This window comes from uncultured Clostridium sp. (assembly GCF_934754915.1).
In the GTDB taxonomy this organism is placed as follows: domain Bacteria; phylum Bacillota; class Clostridia; order Clostridiales; family Clostridiaceae; genus Clostridium.
In genome coordinates, this window is sequence record NZ_CAKVKB010000007.1 from 18810 (window position 1) to 36031 (window position 17222).

At 29.1% G+C, this 17222-nt stretch carries 15 protein-coding genes; all 15 read right to left on the minus strand.

What is annotated here, in order from left to right; translation table 11 throughout:
* Positions 1 to 11: 11 nt before the first annotated feature.
* The 15 genes from Q0F58_RS02470 to radC all read right to left on the minus strand — a co-directional run bounded on the left by Q0F58_RS02470 (position 12) and on the right by radC (position 17214).
* Positions 12 to 713 (minus strand): TIGR03936 family radical SAM-associated protein, encoded by a 702-nt coding sequence (locus Q0F58_RS02470; RefSeq protein WP_294372245.1) that lies wholly within the window; start codon positions 711 to 713, stop codon positions 12 to 14.
* Positions 697 to 2553 (minus strand): TIGR03960 family B12-binding radical SAM protein, encoded by a 1857-nt coding sequence (locus Q0F58_RS02475; RefSeq protein WP_294372126.1) that lies wholly within the window; start codon positions 2551 to 2553, stop codon positions 697 to 699. Before Q0F58_RS02475 ends, Q0F58_RS02470 begins: the two co-directional genes overlap by 17 nt.
* 380 nt (positions 2554 to 2933) lie before the next feature.
* A complete protein-coding gene (locus tag Q0F58_RS02480; protein WP_294372129.1) occupies positions 2934 to 4976 on the minus strand; it encodes a YcdB/YcdC domain-containing protein in 2043 nt (680 codons plus the stop codon).
* A 140-nt stretch (positions 4977 to 5116) separates the two neighbouring features.
* Positions 5117 to 5971 carry a M50 family metallopeptidase gene (locus Q0F58_RS02485; protein ID WP_294372131.1) on the minus strand — a complete coding sequence of 285 codons (855 nt, stop codon included), beginning with the start codon at positions 5969 to 5971 and terminating at the stop codon, positions 5117 to 5119.
* A 70-nt stretch (positions 5972 to 6041) separates the two neighbouring features.
* Positions 6042 to 6491, minus strand: a complete 450-nt coding sequence (locus tag Q0F58_RS02490; protein WP_294372136.1) for a hypothetical protein — start codon at positions 6489 to 6491, stop codon at positions 6042 to 6044.
* A gap of 260 nt (positions 6492 to 6751) precedes the next feature.
* On the minus strand, positions 6752 to 7879 hold the full coding sequence (gene rodA / locus Q0F58_RS02495) for a rod shape-determining protein RodA (RefSeq protein ID WP_294372248.1): 1128 nt from the start codon (positions 7877 to 7879) through the stop codon (positions 6752 to 6754).
* A 280-nt stretch (positions 7880 to 8159) separates the two neighbouring features.
* Positions 8160 to 8426, minus strand: coding sequence for a cell division topological specificity factor MinE (gene minE / locus Q0F58_RS02500; RefSeq protein ID WP_294372139.1), 267 nt, complete (start codon positions 8424 to 8426; stop codon positions 8160 to 8162).
* A 14-nt stretch (positions 8427 to 8440) separates the two neighbouring features.
* Entirely contained in the window at positions 8441 to 9241 is an 801-nt protein-coding gene (gene minD / locus Q0F58_RS02505) for a septum site-determining protein MinD (protein WP_294372141.1), read from the minus strand.
* Positions 9242 to 9268: 27 nt separating this feature from the next.
* Positions 9269 to 9931: a septum site-determining protein MinC gene (gene minC / locus Q0F58_RS02510; RefSeq protein WP_294372143.1), complete on the minus strand. Its 663-nt coding sequence runs from the start codon at positions 9929 to 9931 to the stop codon at positions 9269 to 9271.
* 386 nt (positions 9932 to 10317) lie between these two features.
* On the minus strand, positions 10318 to 11001 hold the full coding sequence (gene sfsA, locus Q0F58_RS02515) for a DNA/RNA nuclease SfsA (protein ID WP_294372145.1): 684 nt from the start codon (positions 10999 to 11001) through the stop codon (positions 10318 to 10320).
* Positions 11002 to 11103: 102 nt separating this feature from the next.
* Complete coding sequence (locus Q0F58_RS02520; protein ID WP_294372148.1) at positions 11104 to 14127, minus strand: penicillin-binding transpeptidase domain-containing protein; 3024 nt, start codon at positions 14125 to 14127, stop codon at positions 11104 to 11106.
* Complete coding sequence (mreD, locus tag Q0F58_RS02525; protein WP_294372152.1) at positions 14124 to 14615, minus strand: rod shape-determining protein MreD; 492 nt, start codon at positions 14613 to 14615, stop codon at positions 14124 to 14126. Before mreD ends, Q0F58_RS02520 begins: the two co-directional genes overlap by 4 nt.
* Positions 14616 to 14626: 11 nt before the next feature.
* Positions 14627 to 15478: a rod shape-determining protein MreC gene (gene mreC / locus Q0F58_RS02530; RefSeq protein ID WP_294372156.1), complete on the minus strand. Its 852-nt coding sequence runs from the start codon at positions 15476 to 15478 to the stop codon at positions 14627 to 14629.
* A gap of 3 nt (positions 15479 to 15481) precedes the next feature.
* Positions 15482 to 16501: a rod shape-determining protein gene (locus Q0F58_RS02535; RefSeq protein ID WP_294372159.1), complete on the minus strand. Its 1020-nt coding sequence runs from the start codon at positions 16499 to 16501 to the stop codon at positions 15482 to 15484.
* A gap of 23 nt (positions 16502 to 16524) precedes the next feature.
* The gene (radC, locus tag Q0F58_RS02540) at positions 16525 to 17214 is read right to left on the minus strand and encodes a DNA repair protein RadC (protein ID WP_294372162.1); all 690 of its coding nucleotides are present in this window, start codon (positions 17212 to 17214) and stop codon (positions 16525 to 16527) included.
* Positions 17215 to 17222 lie beyond the last annotated feature (8 nt).

A 17222-nucleotide genomic window follows, 5' to 3' on the forward strand; every position in this document is an offset into this window, starting at 1 on the left:
CCTGTCAATTGCTAAATACACTTATATAATGGCACTAATTTATCATTCTTATAAAAATACATTTCTTCTCTTTTTATATCAACAAATGAATCTACAAGTGCATTACTTGTATTTTCCTGTATATATTTAACCAACAAATCTGCACTTAAATGTTCTCTGCTTCCTGTACTTATCAATGCATTTATAACAAGAACATTATCCTTTATCCAGAATTTAAATTCTTTTACCATAGTCTTTATATTAGTTTCTCTTTCACCTTTTTTAGTTCTTTTCACAATATTCCATTCTTCTCTTTCAAGAAGTTCATTTACTTCTTTTTCAAGGTTTGAAACGTCAGAATATTTAATTTTTATGGTATATCTTGCTCCATCTATCATTGCCATTGCCTGAGGAACTTTTTTTTCTCCTTCTTTATATGGTATAGCAAGGGCGCTTAAATATTTTATTCCCCCTGGAGCAGTAGAATTTAATCTTGAAATTATTTCATCTTCATTCATCTCTTCTGTTAAAACCATATCCATATATTCTCCACTTGAATATACTCCAACTGATAATGGTTGAGCAATAGATGTTGTCATATGAGGATTAAATCCTTGTGAATATTCTATTGGAAGCTCTGCTCTCCTTATATTTTTTTGAATTGTCTTAAGTACATCCAAATGGGATATAAATTTAATATTTTCTTCTTTTGTAAATTTAACTAAGTATCGCACCTTCAAAGCACTCTCCTTCCTTAAAGTTCACATTAACTCCACATCCTGTGCATCCTTTTCTACAGTTTTGAGTTAATTCTGCTTTTTTGGCTTTTTCATTTTCTCTCTCAAGATATTTTCTATTAACACCAATATCAATGAAATCCCAAGGAAGTATTTCATCATAAGTTCTTTCTCTATATGCATAAAAATCTTCATCTAATCCACATTCTTTTAATGCTTCCTGCCATATATTATATTTAAAATATTGATTCCATCCATCAAATTTAGCACCTTTTTCAAATGCTTTTATAAGGACTTCACACAACCTTCTATCTCCTCTTGCAAACACTGATTCCATAACTGATGTTTTCTGCTCATGATAATTATATGTTATACATCTGCTCTTAATTGAATCCTTAACAGCATCGATTTTCTTATTAACTTCATCTATTCTTGCCATAGGTGCCCATTGAAAAGGCGTAAATGGCTTTGGAACTAATATTGAAGTACTTACTGTAAGTTTTAATCCTCTATTATTTCCCTTTCCTTTAGGAACACTCTTATATCTTTCAACTATCTTTTCTGCTAGTTCTCCAATTCCTCTACAATCTTCTAATTCTTCGTAAGGAAGACCTACCATAAAATAAAGTTTAAGTGTATTCCATCCTGACCCAAAAGCACTTTCAGCTGCTTCTAATATTCTTTCTTCTGTAAGTCCTTTGTTTATTATGTCTCTCATTCTTTGAGAACCTGCTTCAGGTGCAAAAGTCAATCCGGTTTTTCTTACTTCCTGAATGCTCTTAAGAAGGTCTACTGAAAATGCATCTACTCTTATTGAAGGAAGTGCAACTCCAACCTTTTTGTCTTTATGTTCAGCCATAAGATCTTCAACTAATCCCTTTATATCTGAATAATCACATGTACTTAAAGATGAAAGTGATACTTCTTCATATCCAGTATTCTTAATAAGTTTCCTTGTTAACTCTAACAGATCTTCTCTTGTTTTTTCCCTTACTGGTCTATAAATCATACCAGCCTGACAGAATCTGCATCCATTTGTACATCCTCTAAAAAGTTCCAGAACAACTCTATCATGAACTATTTCTGTATATGGAACTATTATATCTGTTGGGAATTCTACCTTTGTGTAATTAGTTATTATTCTTTTCTTTACCCTTTTAGGAACATCATCATATTTAGGTTCAAAACTCTTTATTGTTCCATCTTCATTATAAACAACATCATATAATGAAGGAACATAAATACCTTCTATCTTTGAAATTTCTCTTAAAAATTCTGACTTTTTACCCTTGCCTTTGTATTTTTTATAAATATCAAGAACATCATTCATCATTTCTTCGCCTTCACCAATTTCAAAGAAATCAATAATGTCACATAAAGGCTCTGGATTATATGCACAAGGACCTCCAGCCATAACTATTGGATCATCTTCGCTTCTTTCTGATGCTCTTATTGGTATATTACACATATCAAGCATATTTAGTACATTTGTATAACTCATTTCATATTGAAGAGTAAATCCTAATATATCAAAATCATTTAAAGAATCTTTAGTTTCAAGTGTAAACAAAGGAATATTATTTTCTCTCATAAGCTCTTCCATATCAGGCCATGGTGTAAATGCTCTCTCACAGTATGTATCTTCTCTTAAATTTATTGTATGATATAAAATTCTGCTTCCTAAATGAGACATACCTACTTCATAAACATCTGGGAAACAAAAAGCGAATCTTATATCAACTTCTTTGGGATCCTTAATAATCTCATTTAATTCTCCACCTATATATCTCGCTGGTTTTTCAACTTTAAATAAAATATCATCTGAAACTCTGTTCACTAATACATTTCCTCCTTAAAACACGATTGTGTCTTTGTAACTAATAAGTTAAAATAGACATTTTATGCTTATTAACTTTAAATAATGTCTAACAAAAATAAATATATATTTTATTGATTATCTGCCAATTCTTAATTGAATATGTTTAAGCAAAATAAGAAGAAGTATAATTTTATACTTCTTCCATTTTTGCTATACCTATTCTAACACAATTAATCTTTATTGGGAATATTCTTATTGCTGCCATATTATTCAGTTAAATACTAATAAAATCTGTTTTTATCATATTTCAATATATGTTCTAAATATAAATAATCAAACAAATATTACAAAGATTTCTTAATTGATTGTATATTATTAATCAAAATTATTTATTAATTTTATCTTATATACCCCTGAGAAACAATATTGTAAATATACACCGCTGCTGTTGCATTGCTTATATTATAATTCTGATTAAAGTTTCCTTCTGAATCACCTTTAATTATATTTAATCCATAACATATACTTGCATATCCAAGATTCTCCTCATCAATGGAATCATTAAATGTATTTTTAAATATACTAGACTTTTCGGCTAATTTTCCATATCCAAGATATCTTACAATAAATTTTGCTGCATCTTTATTAGTAACAGCTCCTTTAGGATTTTTTTCTTCATCCTTTACTATTTCTCTCTCTTTCAAAATATCATATAACTCATCATCAGTACAATTTCCTATTTCTTTTGATAACATATATCTGAAAAAGTTAACCTGACTTATATTATAGTTTGGATTGAATTTATCACCTTTAATGTAATATCCACTATTTAAAAGTTCTTTTACAATTTTCTCACACCAATGTCCAGTGATATCAGTATATTCAGGGATATCTTCCTCATCATACTTTTTGCCCCATCTGTCAATTTTATTTCCTGTAACAGCATCAACGTAATATGATATATCTCCCTCCAAAAAATCATATACTAATCTTATATTGTTCTTTTTATCTAATGTATAATGTAATCCAAAACTATTTTTTTCATTAAATATATTGAACGCATCTTTTTTAGAAATTACATTGTTTACATCAGGAAAATCCATCTGCTTGTACCAAACATTATCATATGATACTATCTTCCCTGTATTCTTATTTATAAAAACACTTAACATATTATTCATATAATTTTTTCCATTAATCTGTCTTATGTAATTAAATCCATATGTTAAACTATTATCTTCTTCATAGCTTCTTTCAAGAAGTTTTGTTTGACCAAATTTATCCGAAACAATTTTCTTCAAAAAATATTCAGCTTTATCCTTAGCCTGTGCATAAGTCATATTACTATTTGAATCTGATTCATCATTATAATATATATTAAAAGAAAGTATTTCTCCTGTTTCTGCATCTACCTGTCCACTTCCATTATCAAAATATAACTGCCATATATATTCTTCATCATTAGAATCCTTGCTCAAAGATATATCCTGAATTTTCATTCCTTCAAATTCATCATTTTTTTCCTTAAGTATTTCTTGAGCTTTATCACTGGAAATTAAGCCTTGAATAGTATTTATCTCTGCCTTTTCAACATCACTAAGAATTGGTCCTATTGAATCATTTTCTAATTCACTTTTTGCAATACCATAATAATCTTTATAAGAGTTATCATAGTTTGAATGTATATTCAAAATTTCACCAGTTACAGCATCAACACCTTTCCCTCCATTTATTGTATACCACGCAAAATTATTTCGTTTTTTTGCTTTATAATCATATGTTGTGTAATAAGAAAAATCTTCTTGTATATTTTCCAAATATATATCTTTTGCTCTTTCAGTATCTATTACCTGACTAGAATCCGGAAATTTATCAGCTTTATATCCAATATCTAATCCATTATAATAACTTACCTCTCCAGTGTATTTGTTTACACCAACATTTACTGTGACAAATTCAACTGGAATATCATTTACATATTGTCTGCATATAAAATCATATTCATTACTATAAACATTATTATTACATTTTACTACTCTTACATCTTCACAATTAGGAATGACTTTTTTAACAAAGTCCTTTGCTGTAACTTCAGCATCTTCCTTCTTTACTTTAGCAAGACCAGATTCATTATCATTTTTATAACTGCTATAATCACATATGTTCCCATAAGAATCTACTTCAATAGATATACTTTCTCCACTATTCTCATTTTCCCAATAAAGATCCCATACAGTTATTGTATTATCACCATCGTTTACTTTTCTTGATGTATGAGAAAAATTCTTATAATCATCTGAAACAGTAATTACTGATTTTGCATTTAATATTGCCTGTTCAAATTCTTTACTATCACTTTCAGCAGCAAATACAGTATTTCCAGATAAAGTTAATATTATACACATACTTAAAAGTATTGATATTATCCTTTTTCTATTCATAAAATCCCATCCCTTGCTATAAATTTAAAGTTTTATTTTTATAAATATTACCATAATATTCATAATAATACTACAACAAAATATGTACTTTACCTTCTATAATAATAACCATTGATTTTATTTTTTATAGTCTTATAAAATCAATGGCCATTTCTTATTTTTATATACTCTTCAAGAGTTATATTACCATGTTCTTTCAAAGCTATAATAAGTTCATCTTCATGTATTACAGAAATAAGGCACATATTATCATCAAGAATATAAAAGCTATTAAATTTATTTTTGTCTACAAGAGTTAAGACCTTTACTAATTCCTTTTTATAATATACTGATATAGATTTATTCTCCATGTAATTATATTTTTTCAGCCTCCTGACCTTTTTGATCATATCATCCATTATTATATACATAGTCTTTTCTTTTTCTATAAATGTTGTGTATGCCATTAATATGGATGTTAAAAATAGGCTTATATTCACCTTATGTAAAAAAATCATTATATTAAACAAAACAAATAATGCACCTGCAATAATAAAACTTATGCTTTCTGTTATTTTTTTTGCTCTTCTAAATAAATATTTTTTAGATAATATTATCTCTAAAATTCTGGAACCATCTAAAGGATAGGCTGGCAGTAAATTAAATGTACCAAGACATATATTAACAGTTATACTGCTTTTTAAATATTCTAATTTAAAAATACTATATATCCCAAACAAAATCACACTCATAAAAATATTAAAAAGAGGACCTGCTAAATATACTGCCATTTTTCTGTTCTCCATTAACTCATCAAAATCTATTAAATCAGCTTTTACTCCCCATATACTGATATCTATTTTATTAAATGAACATCCAAATTTTTTAGCCATTAGAATATGTGAAAATTCATGTAATATTATCCACAGGAAACTTATTATAACTGTTGCCTTAAAGCCTGCAATCCACATAAGTGCTAGGAATTCAACTAATAGAATTATAATAAACTTTTTCATTTCTAACCCCTATAATATTGCTCAGTAAATCTGGATAAGTTATTTTTATATGGTTTAGTTATAATTAATTCTAAATCTCCTGACCTTCTGATTGTCTTATAGAATTTATAAAATTATTCCATCCGACTTTCAAATTTTGAGATTTTAAATCTTCAATTTTAAATGGACCTATTCTAAAATCTTTAGCTTTATAACCATATATATCCATAGAATTAAAAGCTTCAATAGATTCATCATAGTCAAATTGACTTATTAATGAATTCTTACACGCAGAATATATCCCTTTAATATTAGGGATATTACCATATTTCAATACCATAAAAAAAGATAATAGTAATATTGAACCTAAAAGTTGATGTTCAATCTTCACAATCCAATATTCTTTTGAAAAATAATTCTTATTATCAGAATGAAGTTTATATTTTTCATATTTGTTGTTTTTATAATCTCTGCTTTTTTCTTTAAATCTGCTATTTATATTTTTATAGTATTCTTCATATGCTGATGCATAATTCCCCATCAATATCCTCCTTAAAATTTCTATTACTAAATATATATTTAGAAATATTATTTTTATGAAAAGAAGTTGGCTATATAATCGTGGATATTTCATAATTATAATTTTATATGATTTAGTTCAAGATATAGTATCTACAGTTATTTAAGATATACTATATGTTGAGTTGAGTTTTGTATTTACGCTAATATGAAAAATCCTCAATCAAATAAAAAAACCGACTTAATATTATCAAGCCAGTTTTTGAATATAAATCTTTAATTTTAAAAATGTATTTTCTTTCTTCTCATTCCTATATTGATAACAAGGCCAACAGAAAGTATTGTTGTAAGAAGTGAGCTTCCTCCATAACTTACCAGTGGAAGAGTTATACCTGTAATAGGAAGAAGTCCTATTGTCATACCAATATTTTGACATATTGCAAATAGAAAATAAGATATTATACCTACACATATTACAGATCCACAAATATCCTTTGATGTCCGTGCAATTGAAATCATCTCATAAATCATAAATCCATAAAGCATAAGAAGTATTAAAGCTCCAACGAACCCAAGCTGTTCTGCAATAGCGCAAAATATAAAATCTGTATGAACCTCTGGAACATTCTGTGCAGCATATCCTGTACTTCCATCTGCTTTTAAGGATGGTCTGCTTCCTAATATTCCACCAGAACCAATTCCTATTAATGACTGTGTAAGGTGATATCCATTTCCAGCATAATCTGCTTCTGGATTTAAAAATCCTGTAAATCTGCTTTTTTGATATGCAGGCATAAGACTTGAATTTAATATTATTATCACTCCAAGAACAAGGGTTGCAAGTCCTCCCCCTATTATCTTCATATCCAGACCAGATATAAAAAATATTCCAAGCACTATAAAGAAACATACCATTCCCATTCCCATATCTGGTTGTATAAGAATAAATAAAACAGGTACAGCTGCATAAAAAACTAATATGAAAAAGTTTTTTACATCATTTATTTTTCCTTCCATCTCTTCAAGCTTCTTTGCAAGCATTAAAATTATTCCTATCTTGGCAAATTCCGATGCCTGCAATGATACTGGTCCAAGCTTTATCCAACCTTTGGCTCCATTAATTTCTACTCCTATAAACATGGTTACTATAAGCAGAAGTACTGACCCCCAATAAAATATAGGTACATAATTCATCAGTATAGTATAATCTACTGATAAAAACGCATATAATATTACTAATGATATTACAAGCCACATAAATTGTTTCAATGCAAATCCATCATATTTGCCACCCTTAGTACATAAATATATATTTAATATTCCATATAAAACTAATAAAATCATTGAAAACAAAAGTGTCTTATCAATTTCTTTTATAAGTCTCATTTCCAATCTAAAACGCTTAAACAACATTTCACCTCCATGAAATACATCTTGAAATATTGATGATTTAGCATATTTCCTATTAATTATACACTATTATTACTCTATTCTCCATAATATTAACCCTATGTAATCAAATAATAATATTTTTGTAACAATTAGAAATATTATATTGACAATATTTTTAATTATTTCTTCAAAAATTATTCATATATTTATAAGTTTACTCGTATATTTTTATAGAAAAAGAAACTGATAAACAGAAATCCCCTTTCCATTTAAATCAGTTTCTTTTTCTTTTAAAAATCTATCTTCCTCTTATATTTTTTATTGGAATATTTGCAACTAAAGCTGAAGAATTTTCTCCTTCTTCTTCACTTTTGTTCACTGATATCTCAACATCATCCATCTGTATATCAATATATTTTGATATAACTTCTAATATTTCTGCTCTAATCTTATCTATTATTTCAGGTGCTATTTCACCTCTATCGTGTATTAAAATCAATTTTAATCTATCCTTAGCAACTTCTTTAGGTGTTGGTTTATTATTTAAACTTTTAAAAAAACCCATCTCAACATCCTCCTTTAATTACGTTTAAACATTTTTAATAAAGATTTAAAAAATCCTTCATCTCCTGTTGTATGTAATTCAAGGAATGGAACCTTTTCTCCAGTTATTCTTCTAGCTATATTTTTGAATGCCTTTCCTGAAACAGCATTTTCATCAAGTACTATAGGTTCTCCCTTGTTAGTTGAAACTGTTATGTTCTTATCATCAGGGACTACTCCTAATAATTCAATTGAAAGTGTTTCTATAATATCTGATACATCAAGCATATCACCATTTTTAGTCATCTCATAATTTAATCTGTTAATTATTACTGCATGGTCTTCTAATCCTTTTGCATCAAGTTTTCCAATTACCCTATCTGCATCTCTTACAGATGTTATTTCAGGATTTACAACTACGATTGCTTTATCTGCTCCTATAACTGCATTTTCAAATCCCTGTTCGATTCCAGCTGGTGAATCTATCAACACATAGTCAAATTCTTCTTTCAATTCATTCACAATCTTAAGCATTTCTTGTGGACTTATATCATCTTTATCTTTTGTCTGAGCTGTAGGCAAAAGGCATAAATTCTGAAATCTTTTATCTTTTATCAACCCTTGCTTTAATCTGCATCTTCCTTCTATAACATCTATAATTGTATATACTATTCTGTTTTCTAATCCTAATAAAACATCTAAATTTCTTAATCCAGTATCACCATCTATAACAACTACTTTTTTGCCTAATGATGCTAAAGCAGTTCCTATATTTGCTGTTGTTGTTGTTTTACCAACCCCACCTTTACCTGAAGTAATTACAATAGATACTCCCATGTTTTTAATACCTCCAACCTATAACTTCTAATATATATATTTATTTGGCAAATACGGCTCAACTATTATTATACCATCTTTAATCTTTGCAAGTTCTGGATAACTTGGTTTTTCTGATTCATCAGGTGACATTGCTATAACATTGGCTATTTTTAAAAGTTCAGGCTGTAATAAAAATGCAGCTATAAATGCTTTAGAATTACCATTAGTCCCAGCACTTACTTTTCCCTTGATTCGTCCAAGAACAACCACATTTCCAGCAGCATAAACTTCAGCTCCACTGTTAATATCTCCAATTATTACTATGTTACCTTTATAATTTATTGACTGACCACTTCTGACAGTTCTTCTTATAAATTTAGTTCTTCCTTCATAAACTCCATTAAAAACCTTATTTTCCTTTTGACTTGTACCACTTTGACTATCTGCTTCCAAATCTTCAAACACAATATCTTTCAGAGCAATTTCTGTTAGCAGGGCTTCTTTTAATTGTTTGGCATTTTTCTCATTAAGGAGCTTTAAATCTATTCTTAAAATTAGTGTTGTTCCTTTATAAAAATGTTTGCCTTTTGAAAGTTTCTTTATTAATAATGAAATCATATCTTCAAATGAAGAAAACTTACTCATATCAATTGTTGTATTTATACCATCTCTATTTCCTTTAATTAAAATACCATCATTATTGTACATTTGTTACCCCCTAGCATATCTGCAGGTCTAAAAAATACTTAAATTTTAATTTCTTTGAAAACATTAACCTTTTTAAATTATATCATTTTCTAAAGTATTTTTGTATATATGTTTAAACTATTTTATAGTATTTTTAAAAATAATAAGATAATCCTTGGAATTTGTACATAAGTATTTATCACCAAATAGTACATGTAGTCCAAAGATATAACTATTGATTTCAGAAGACAATATATTAAAATTAGCGATTTATAATAAACAATTGAATCTTTTTAAGATTTCTTTGATATTTTTATACATATAAGATAAATTTAAATGTAATTTTAATATTGCAACAAATATTTATGATTAACTTTCAAGAATTCCATGTAAAAATACCCAATATTCTATAAACGTACTTCAACATAATCAGATATGCTAATACTATCTTCTGTAACATTACAATCCACAGCAACAATTTTTACACCTTTTCTTTTTGCTTTACGAAGTGCATCTCCAAAAGCCTTATGAGTGTCATCATTAGGAGTAAAATATTTTACTCCTTTCATTTGAATCACAAACACTATATATGCCTTATAATCATCTTCAATGCATTCACATAATTCATGAATGTGTTTTACTCCTCTTTCAGTTGGTGCATCAGGAAATCTAACTACACCATCTTCTTCCAATGTCACCCCTTTTACTTCAACAAAGGCTTTTTCTGTTTTAGTTTCAATATAAAAATCAAATCTCGAATTTTTATATGTCTTTTCTGGTTTTACCAATACTACATCTTTAAATAAATTTCCATTATTAATCCACTCATGGACCACCTTATTAGGCACCTGTGAATCCATGTTTATCTTTCTATCACCTTTTATTACCCCAATGACTGAATATTTAGTTTTTCTATTTGGATTATCACTTTTCTGTACAAAAACCGTAGTCATTTCTGGTATCAATAACTCTTTGCATCTTCCTGTGTTCTTTACATGACACACTTCATTTATACCATCTATCTCAACATTTGCAATAAATCTGTTAGGTCTTGATAAAAATATTCCACTTGTCATTCTGTCATATTTCATAATTCTTCCTCATTTCTTTTTAAAAAAGGACTGTGCATAAAGAATAACACTAAATATTTTAGTTGCAATCTTTAATGCAGCAGTCCTTTTTATAAATTAACTTTAAGTATTTCCATTATTGTTTATCAAATTTTCATCTAAAGCTGCAGAATCATCATTCGTTGAATTCTGTTCTGTTTCATCTTGTGAAGTTCCATTTGAATTTTGTTCAGTCTTCTCATTTACAGCTTCATCAGCTTCTTCTTTCTGTACTTCTGAATTGAAAGGATTAGCTGATACATATTTTCTAAATGTTTCTGATTTAGCTGCATAATTTGGATCCATTTCCAATATTCTATCTTTAAAATATTGTTCAAAAACAGCTCTAACAGCACCTGCAATAGAACCACCATGTCCTCCATCAAATACAACTGCAACAACTGCTATCTCTGGATCATCAAGTGGCGCAAAACTTATATATGTTGCATATGGTGCTCTTCCTCTTTCTTCTTGAGTATCTGAGAAATCAGCTGTACCAGTCTTACCACCAGTTTGTATTGGGAATCCTTGCCATCTAGCAGCAGCTGTACCACTATCATCACTATTAACCTTAGACATTCCTAACTTTACAGCATCTACTGTTGATTTACTCATATTTAATTGATTCAATACTTCAGGTTTGTAGTCTTGAATAACATTTCCATCATTATCTGTCACTTTATCAACTAAATGAAGCTTATATCTTGTTCCTCCATTTACAAGAGTTGATACATATGAAGCTAATTGAAGAGGAGTATAGTTGTTCATACCCTGACCAATAGACGCATATATCAATTGTGCTGGAGATGTTATTTCTGATGATTTATCATTAATTGTAAATCGTGTTATAACATCTGCTATTATATTTGCCTGTGATTCTAAATTTACTGTTTTATTTGTATCGGCTTCATATTTTGCTACATTTTCTTTATATCTATCAGAATTATCCATTATAGTCTGAACATCTTTTTTTACTTCTTTTGCAAACTGATCATAATTTATACTCTTAAATTCATCTGTTCCGACTTTATTAAGTGTATCTGCAATTTTATCTTTTATGTTCTGTTTAGCTTTTCTAACTTGATCATTATCATCTTCGATATACTTTATATCAAAACTTATAAAAGTGGTTCCATTAGCACTATATTTTCCATTTTCTAAATCATCAACAATAGAATATTTAGCATAGTTAACCATCTGCTTTCTCCATGATGTAAAATTATATGTCTGACCAAAATTTTCTTGTATTTCTATTCCTGTAGCTGGTTTTTCGTTACTATTAGGATTAACGCCTAATCCAAATTCCCATGCATATTTAGCTATAGAATCTAATGCACCTATATTTCCTCCATTAAGCATATACAATCTATAAGCTGTTTCATAGAAGAAAAAGTTACATGAAACTTCAAGTGCTCCAGCTACATCAAGAGGTCCATGACCATAATGATTGTTTGTATAAAGTAAACATTGTGGTGCAAAACTTTTACCAAATACATCTGGATGAATGTTAAATACTCCAGAATCATTTATTGTCTCTGATGGACTGATAACCCCAGATTCCAATCCTGCAACTGATGTAAGAGGCTTAAATGTTGATCCTGGTGGTATCAATGACATTGTTGCATAATTATAGAATGGCCTTGGATATAAATCATTATTATCTTGTCTGTTTCCTTTACTATCCTTTGGAAATAATTCATCAACGGTCTTATTTAAATTTAATCTTTTTATCAATTCTTGCCCGAAGGCTTCTAAATCTGGAGTAAAGTATTGTTTGCTTTCTTCTGAAGTCAGAGTTCCTGGTATAGTGAACTGATTTGGATTATAGTCAGGATAACTAACAAGTGATAATATCCTTCCAGTTTTAACATCAACTGCAACTAATGCTCCTCTTGTGGCATTTCTGTACTTAGGATCTTGTTGTATTTCAAGGATTCCATCTTTAAGGGCCTGTTCTGCTACATATTGAAGTTTTCCATCAATTGTAAGATGAACGTTATTTCCTGGATAAGATTCCAGTTCAAATAATTTTTCTGTAACTCTTCCTGATGAATTAACTTTTACTGTTGTTCCACCTTTTACTCCTTTAAGCTGTTCTTCAAATGCAGATTCAATTCCCGATTTACCAATTAAATCTGTAGATACATCATAACCTCTAAGACTGTATTTATCTTCTTCTGCACTAGTTATTGTAGACACATATCCTAGTACTGATGATGCAAGATTATTATATGGATATTTTCTTATAGGTACTGAACTGACATCAATACCAGGCATATCATTAAGCTTCTGTTTTATTATAAGTACAGTATCCTTTTTAATATTGTTTGCTATTGTTACTGATTTATACCCTTGAAGACTTTGTATTTTTATTGTATCTTTTACAACCATATACTGTCTTATATCATCAAGCGAATACCCCTGTGCAAGTATTTTATTTGTTATCTCCTCACCAGTCATAGACTTATATAATTCTTTCTTTTCTTTTGTAGAATTATATTCAGGATCTATAAGTTCTATAAGATCATAATTCTTAACTAATGTATAAAATGATTCTTCTGGTGTAATCTTTAACAATTCTTCATCAATTACATCACTCTGCTCATCTGATAACTGACTTACATCTGGATACAATTTATTTTTTAATGTTTCTTCAAACCCTCTATCTTTTTTAAATCTTAATTCTGAATAATTTTGTGATTCTTTATCACTGCTTGAATAATCAAAATATGGATTGCCTTCATTATCAATCTTTAAAAGCATTGTATCTTGTATACTTTCTCCACTTTCATTCAGAATTTCAAATAATTCAGCCATAGTAGAGTAAAACATCTTCTTAGTCACATCAGTTTCCGTATATGTTAATGAATATGTTCTTTCACTTGTAGCTAAAACAATTCCGTTTGAGTCATATATTTCTCCCCTTGGAGCACTTTCTGAAACAAATCTAGTTGATGTTGTATTAGCTTTTTCTTTATACTCTTCATAACTAAAAATCTGAAGATATATCAAGCGCAGACTAATTGATCCAAAAATGATGCCCATAATAATGCACAAAACAGTATATCGTGAGATTTTCTTTTTTTTCACTGGTTTATTAACTATCATTTAAACCTCCATCTTTGTTTTGTATATTCATCATCATAAATTTTTATAACATACTTGTATACAAAAAACATAATTATGGAATTATATAATGCCATATATACGCTTCTTGTCAAATGTATTTCTATACCAACAATATAGAAAATTATAAACATTCCTATATATTTTAGTATTGTGATAATAAACATAGAAACAACAGGAACCATCCTTTTATTCTTTATCATTCCTTCACCTATTAATGATGCAAGAAAACACAGCAGTAAATTAAAAAAACAATTTACACCAAACCCATTAAACAAATATATATCCTGAAGTATTCCGCTGACTAATCCCATAAATACAGATTTTTCTCTCTTATTAACTAATGAGTATGCAATTGCAAATGTAAATAGAAGACTAGGATAACCGCCACGTATTGAAAAGAATGGAATTATTGAATTATCTAACAGAGATAATCCAATCGAAACTAAAATAAGAATTAATTTTTCCATTATTCATACTCCTAATCATATTTAACTTCTCTTGTATCTTTTGGTGATACAATAAATAAATCTTCCAATTTATTAAAATCAACATAAGGTTTAACAATAGCGCTTTTCATTACTTTCACCTTATCTTCTTCAACTTTTATGACTTCTCCTATTCTTATTTCCTTTGGATACACCATTCCAACACCAGAAGTCAATATAACATCGCCTTCTTTAACTTCAGAATCCATAGGAAGATCATATACCTTTGCAAGGTTTCTGTTTTGATTATCTTCTGTATAACCTGTAATATAACCTGTTGCATCTCTTGTACTTTCAACCATAACACTTACAGCTATATTTTCATTTGTAAGTGTCTGAACTATACTCCAATTAGTTCCAACGCTTGTAACCTGACCAACAAGTCCCTTATTAGTTATTACAGCCATTCCTTTTTGAATGTTGTCATTTGTACCCTTATTTACTACATACCCATCATTAAATCCGCCACCACTATAGCTTATGATGTCACATCCTATGTAATTATAGTTATCTCTTTCTTCTGTAAAACTTAATAATTCCCTGAATCGCTCATTTTCTTCTTTTAAATCTGAATATTCAGCCAGCTTATTTTTTAATTCTTCATTTTCATTAGTAAGTTCTTTATTTTGAGCCTTTACTTCAGAAAAATTCAAAAAAAAGTCTAAAGTCTCTTTTACCTCATTAGTTGCACTGTACAATAATCTCTGCACAGGATTAAGAGCAGTTCCGGCACCACTTTCAATAATGCTCCTATTTTCCTTTTTTACTGTATATGCAATTAATCCTAAAAATGTAACTGACAGCACCATTATAGTTACTGCCAGTTTATTTTTGAAGAGTTTCATTAATTAGCCTCTTTGATCTCTGCTTATTTTATCAAAATCTTCTAGTGCCTTTCCTGCTCCAAGAACTACACAGTCAAGAGGTGCTTCTGCAATATGAACAGGCATGTTTGTTTCCTTATTTATTAATACATCTAATCCTCTTAAATAAGCTCCTCCACCAGCAAGCATAATACCTTTTTCCATAATATCAGCTGCTAATTCTGGTGGTGTTTTTTCTAATGTAGTCTTAATTGATTCAATTATTTGATATACAGGCTCTTTTAAAGCTTCTCTAACTTGAGCTTCTGAAATTTCAACGATTTTAGGAAGTCCTGAAATCATATCTCTTCCTTTAATCTCCATTATCATTTCTTCTTCACCATCAAGTTTATATGCTGATCCAATTTCCATCTTAACTTGTTCTGCAGTTCTTTCTCCAACCATTAAGTTAAATTCTTTCTTTATGTAAGAAATTATTGCCTGATCAAGTTCATCTCCAGCAACCCTTAATGACTTGCTTGTTACAATACCTCCTAAAGATATTATTGCAACTTCAGTAGTACCTCCACCAATATCAACAATCATGCTTCCTGTTGGTTCACTTACTGGAAGTCCTGCACCTATAGCTGCTGCCATTGGCTCTTCCATTAATATAACATCTCTTGCACCTGAAAGTTTAGTTGCTTCTTCTATAGCTCTCTTTTCAACTTCAGTTACTCCTGATGGATAACATACTATTATTCTTGGACTCTTAAATGCATTTTTTGTTGAAACTTTTTCTATTAAATTCTTCATCATTGTCTGAGCAGTATCAAAGTCTGCTATTACCCCATCTTTTAGAGGTCTTATTGCAACAATGTTTCCTGGTGTTCTACCAATCATAAGTTTAGCTTCTGATCCTACAGCAAGTGTTTTCTTTGTCATATTATTCATTGCAACAACTGAAGGCTCTCTTAAAACAATTCCCTTTCCCTTAACAAATACAAGTGTATTTGCTGTTCCTAAATCTATTCCCATGTCTTTTCCTGATCCAAAAAATCCCATTTTAATTTTTCCCCTTCCGATTCTTATATCAGTCCCTTTTCTTTCAGACTGACAAATTTATTATTTCCTATTATAATGTGATCAATAAGTGGAATTCCTATAATTGTTCCACATTCTTTAATTCTTATTGTTATATTTATATCTTCCCTGCTTGGCGTTGGATCGCCAGATGGATGATTATGGCATATAATAAACGATGCACTATGATTTGTTATTGCTAGTTTAAATATTTCTCTTGGATGAATTATGGAATTATTTAAGCTTCCTTTAAAAATATCCTTTGCACCAATAATTGTATTTTTTGTGCTTAATGTAATTACCTTAAGCACTTCCTGTTTTAAACAGCTCATTTCTCCCATAAGAAGATCTGCTAAATCTTTTGGAGATGTTATTTTGATATTTTTCTTTCCTGCTTTCAGAGTTCTAAATCTTTTAAATAATTCACTTAATGCCATAATTTGTGATGCTTTTCCAGATTTAATTCCATTTATGGATATTATATCATCATATTCAGCTGAAAGAATTCCATCTAAATCATTAAATTCATTTAGAATTCTTCTACTAAGCTCTACAGCATTTTCATACCTGCCTCCTGCTCCAATTATTATTGCTAATAATTCTGAATTACTCAATGATTGTGCACCATATTCTAATAGTTTTTCTTTGGGTTTTTCGTATTCCGGTATATTTTTAATATTCAGACTGTTATTCATAGAATATC

What these genes read in the sequence shown, in the direction of transcription:
- Q0F58_RS02490 (WP_294372136.1), bottom strand. Translation starts at nt 6,491, where the DNA reads ATGGGGAATTATGCATCAGCATATGAAGAATACTATAAAAATATAAAT.
- minD (WP_294372141.1), bottom strand. Translation starts at nt 9,241, where the DNA reads ATGGGAGTATCTATTGTAATTACTTCAGGTAAAGGTGGGGTTGGTAAA.
- sfsA (WP_294372145.1), bottom strand. Translation starts at nt 11,001, where the DNA reads ATGAAATATGACAGAATGACAAGTGGAATATTTTTATCAAGACCTAAC.
- Q0F58_RS02520 (WP_294372148.1), bottom strand. Translation starts at nt 14,127, where the DNA reads ATGATAGTTAATAAACCAGTGAAAAAAAAGAAAATCTCACGATATACT.
- mreC (WP_294372156.1), bottom strand. Translation starts at nt 15,478, where the DNA reads ATGAAACTCTTCAAAAATAAACTGGCAGTAACTATAATGGTGCTGTCA.
- Q0F58_RS02485 (WP_294372131.1), bottom strand. Translation starts at nt 5,971, where the DNA reads ATGAAAAAGTTTATTATAATTCTATTAGTTGAATTCCTAGCACTTATG.
- minC (WP_294372143.1), bottom strand. Translation starts at nt 9,931, where the DNA reads ATGTACAATAATGATGGTATTTTAATTAAAGGAAATAGAGATGGTATA.
- minE (WP_294372139.1), bottom strand. Translation starts at nt 8,426, where the DNA reads ATGGGTTTTTTTAAAAGTTTAAATAATAAACCAACACCTAAAGAAGTT.
- Q0F58_RS02535 (WP_294372159.1), bottom strand. Translation starts at nt 16,501, where the DNA reads ATGGGATTTTTTGGATCAGGAAAAGACATGGGAATAGATTTAGGAACA.
- mreD (WP_294372152.1), bottom strand. Translation starts at nt 14,615, where the DNA reads ATGGAAAAATTAATTCTTATTTTAGTTTCGATTGGATTATCTCTGTTA.
- Q0F58_RS02480 (WP_294372129.1), bottom strand. Translation starts at nt 4,976, where the DNA reads ATGAATAGAAAAAGGATAATATCAATACTTTTAAGTATGTGTATAATA.
- radC (WP_294372162.1), bottom strand. Translation starts at nt 17,214, where the DNA reads ATGAATAACAGTCTGAATATTAAAAATATACCGGAATACGAAAAACCC.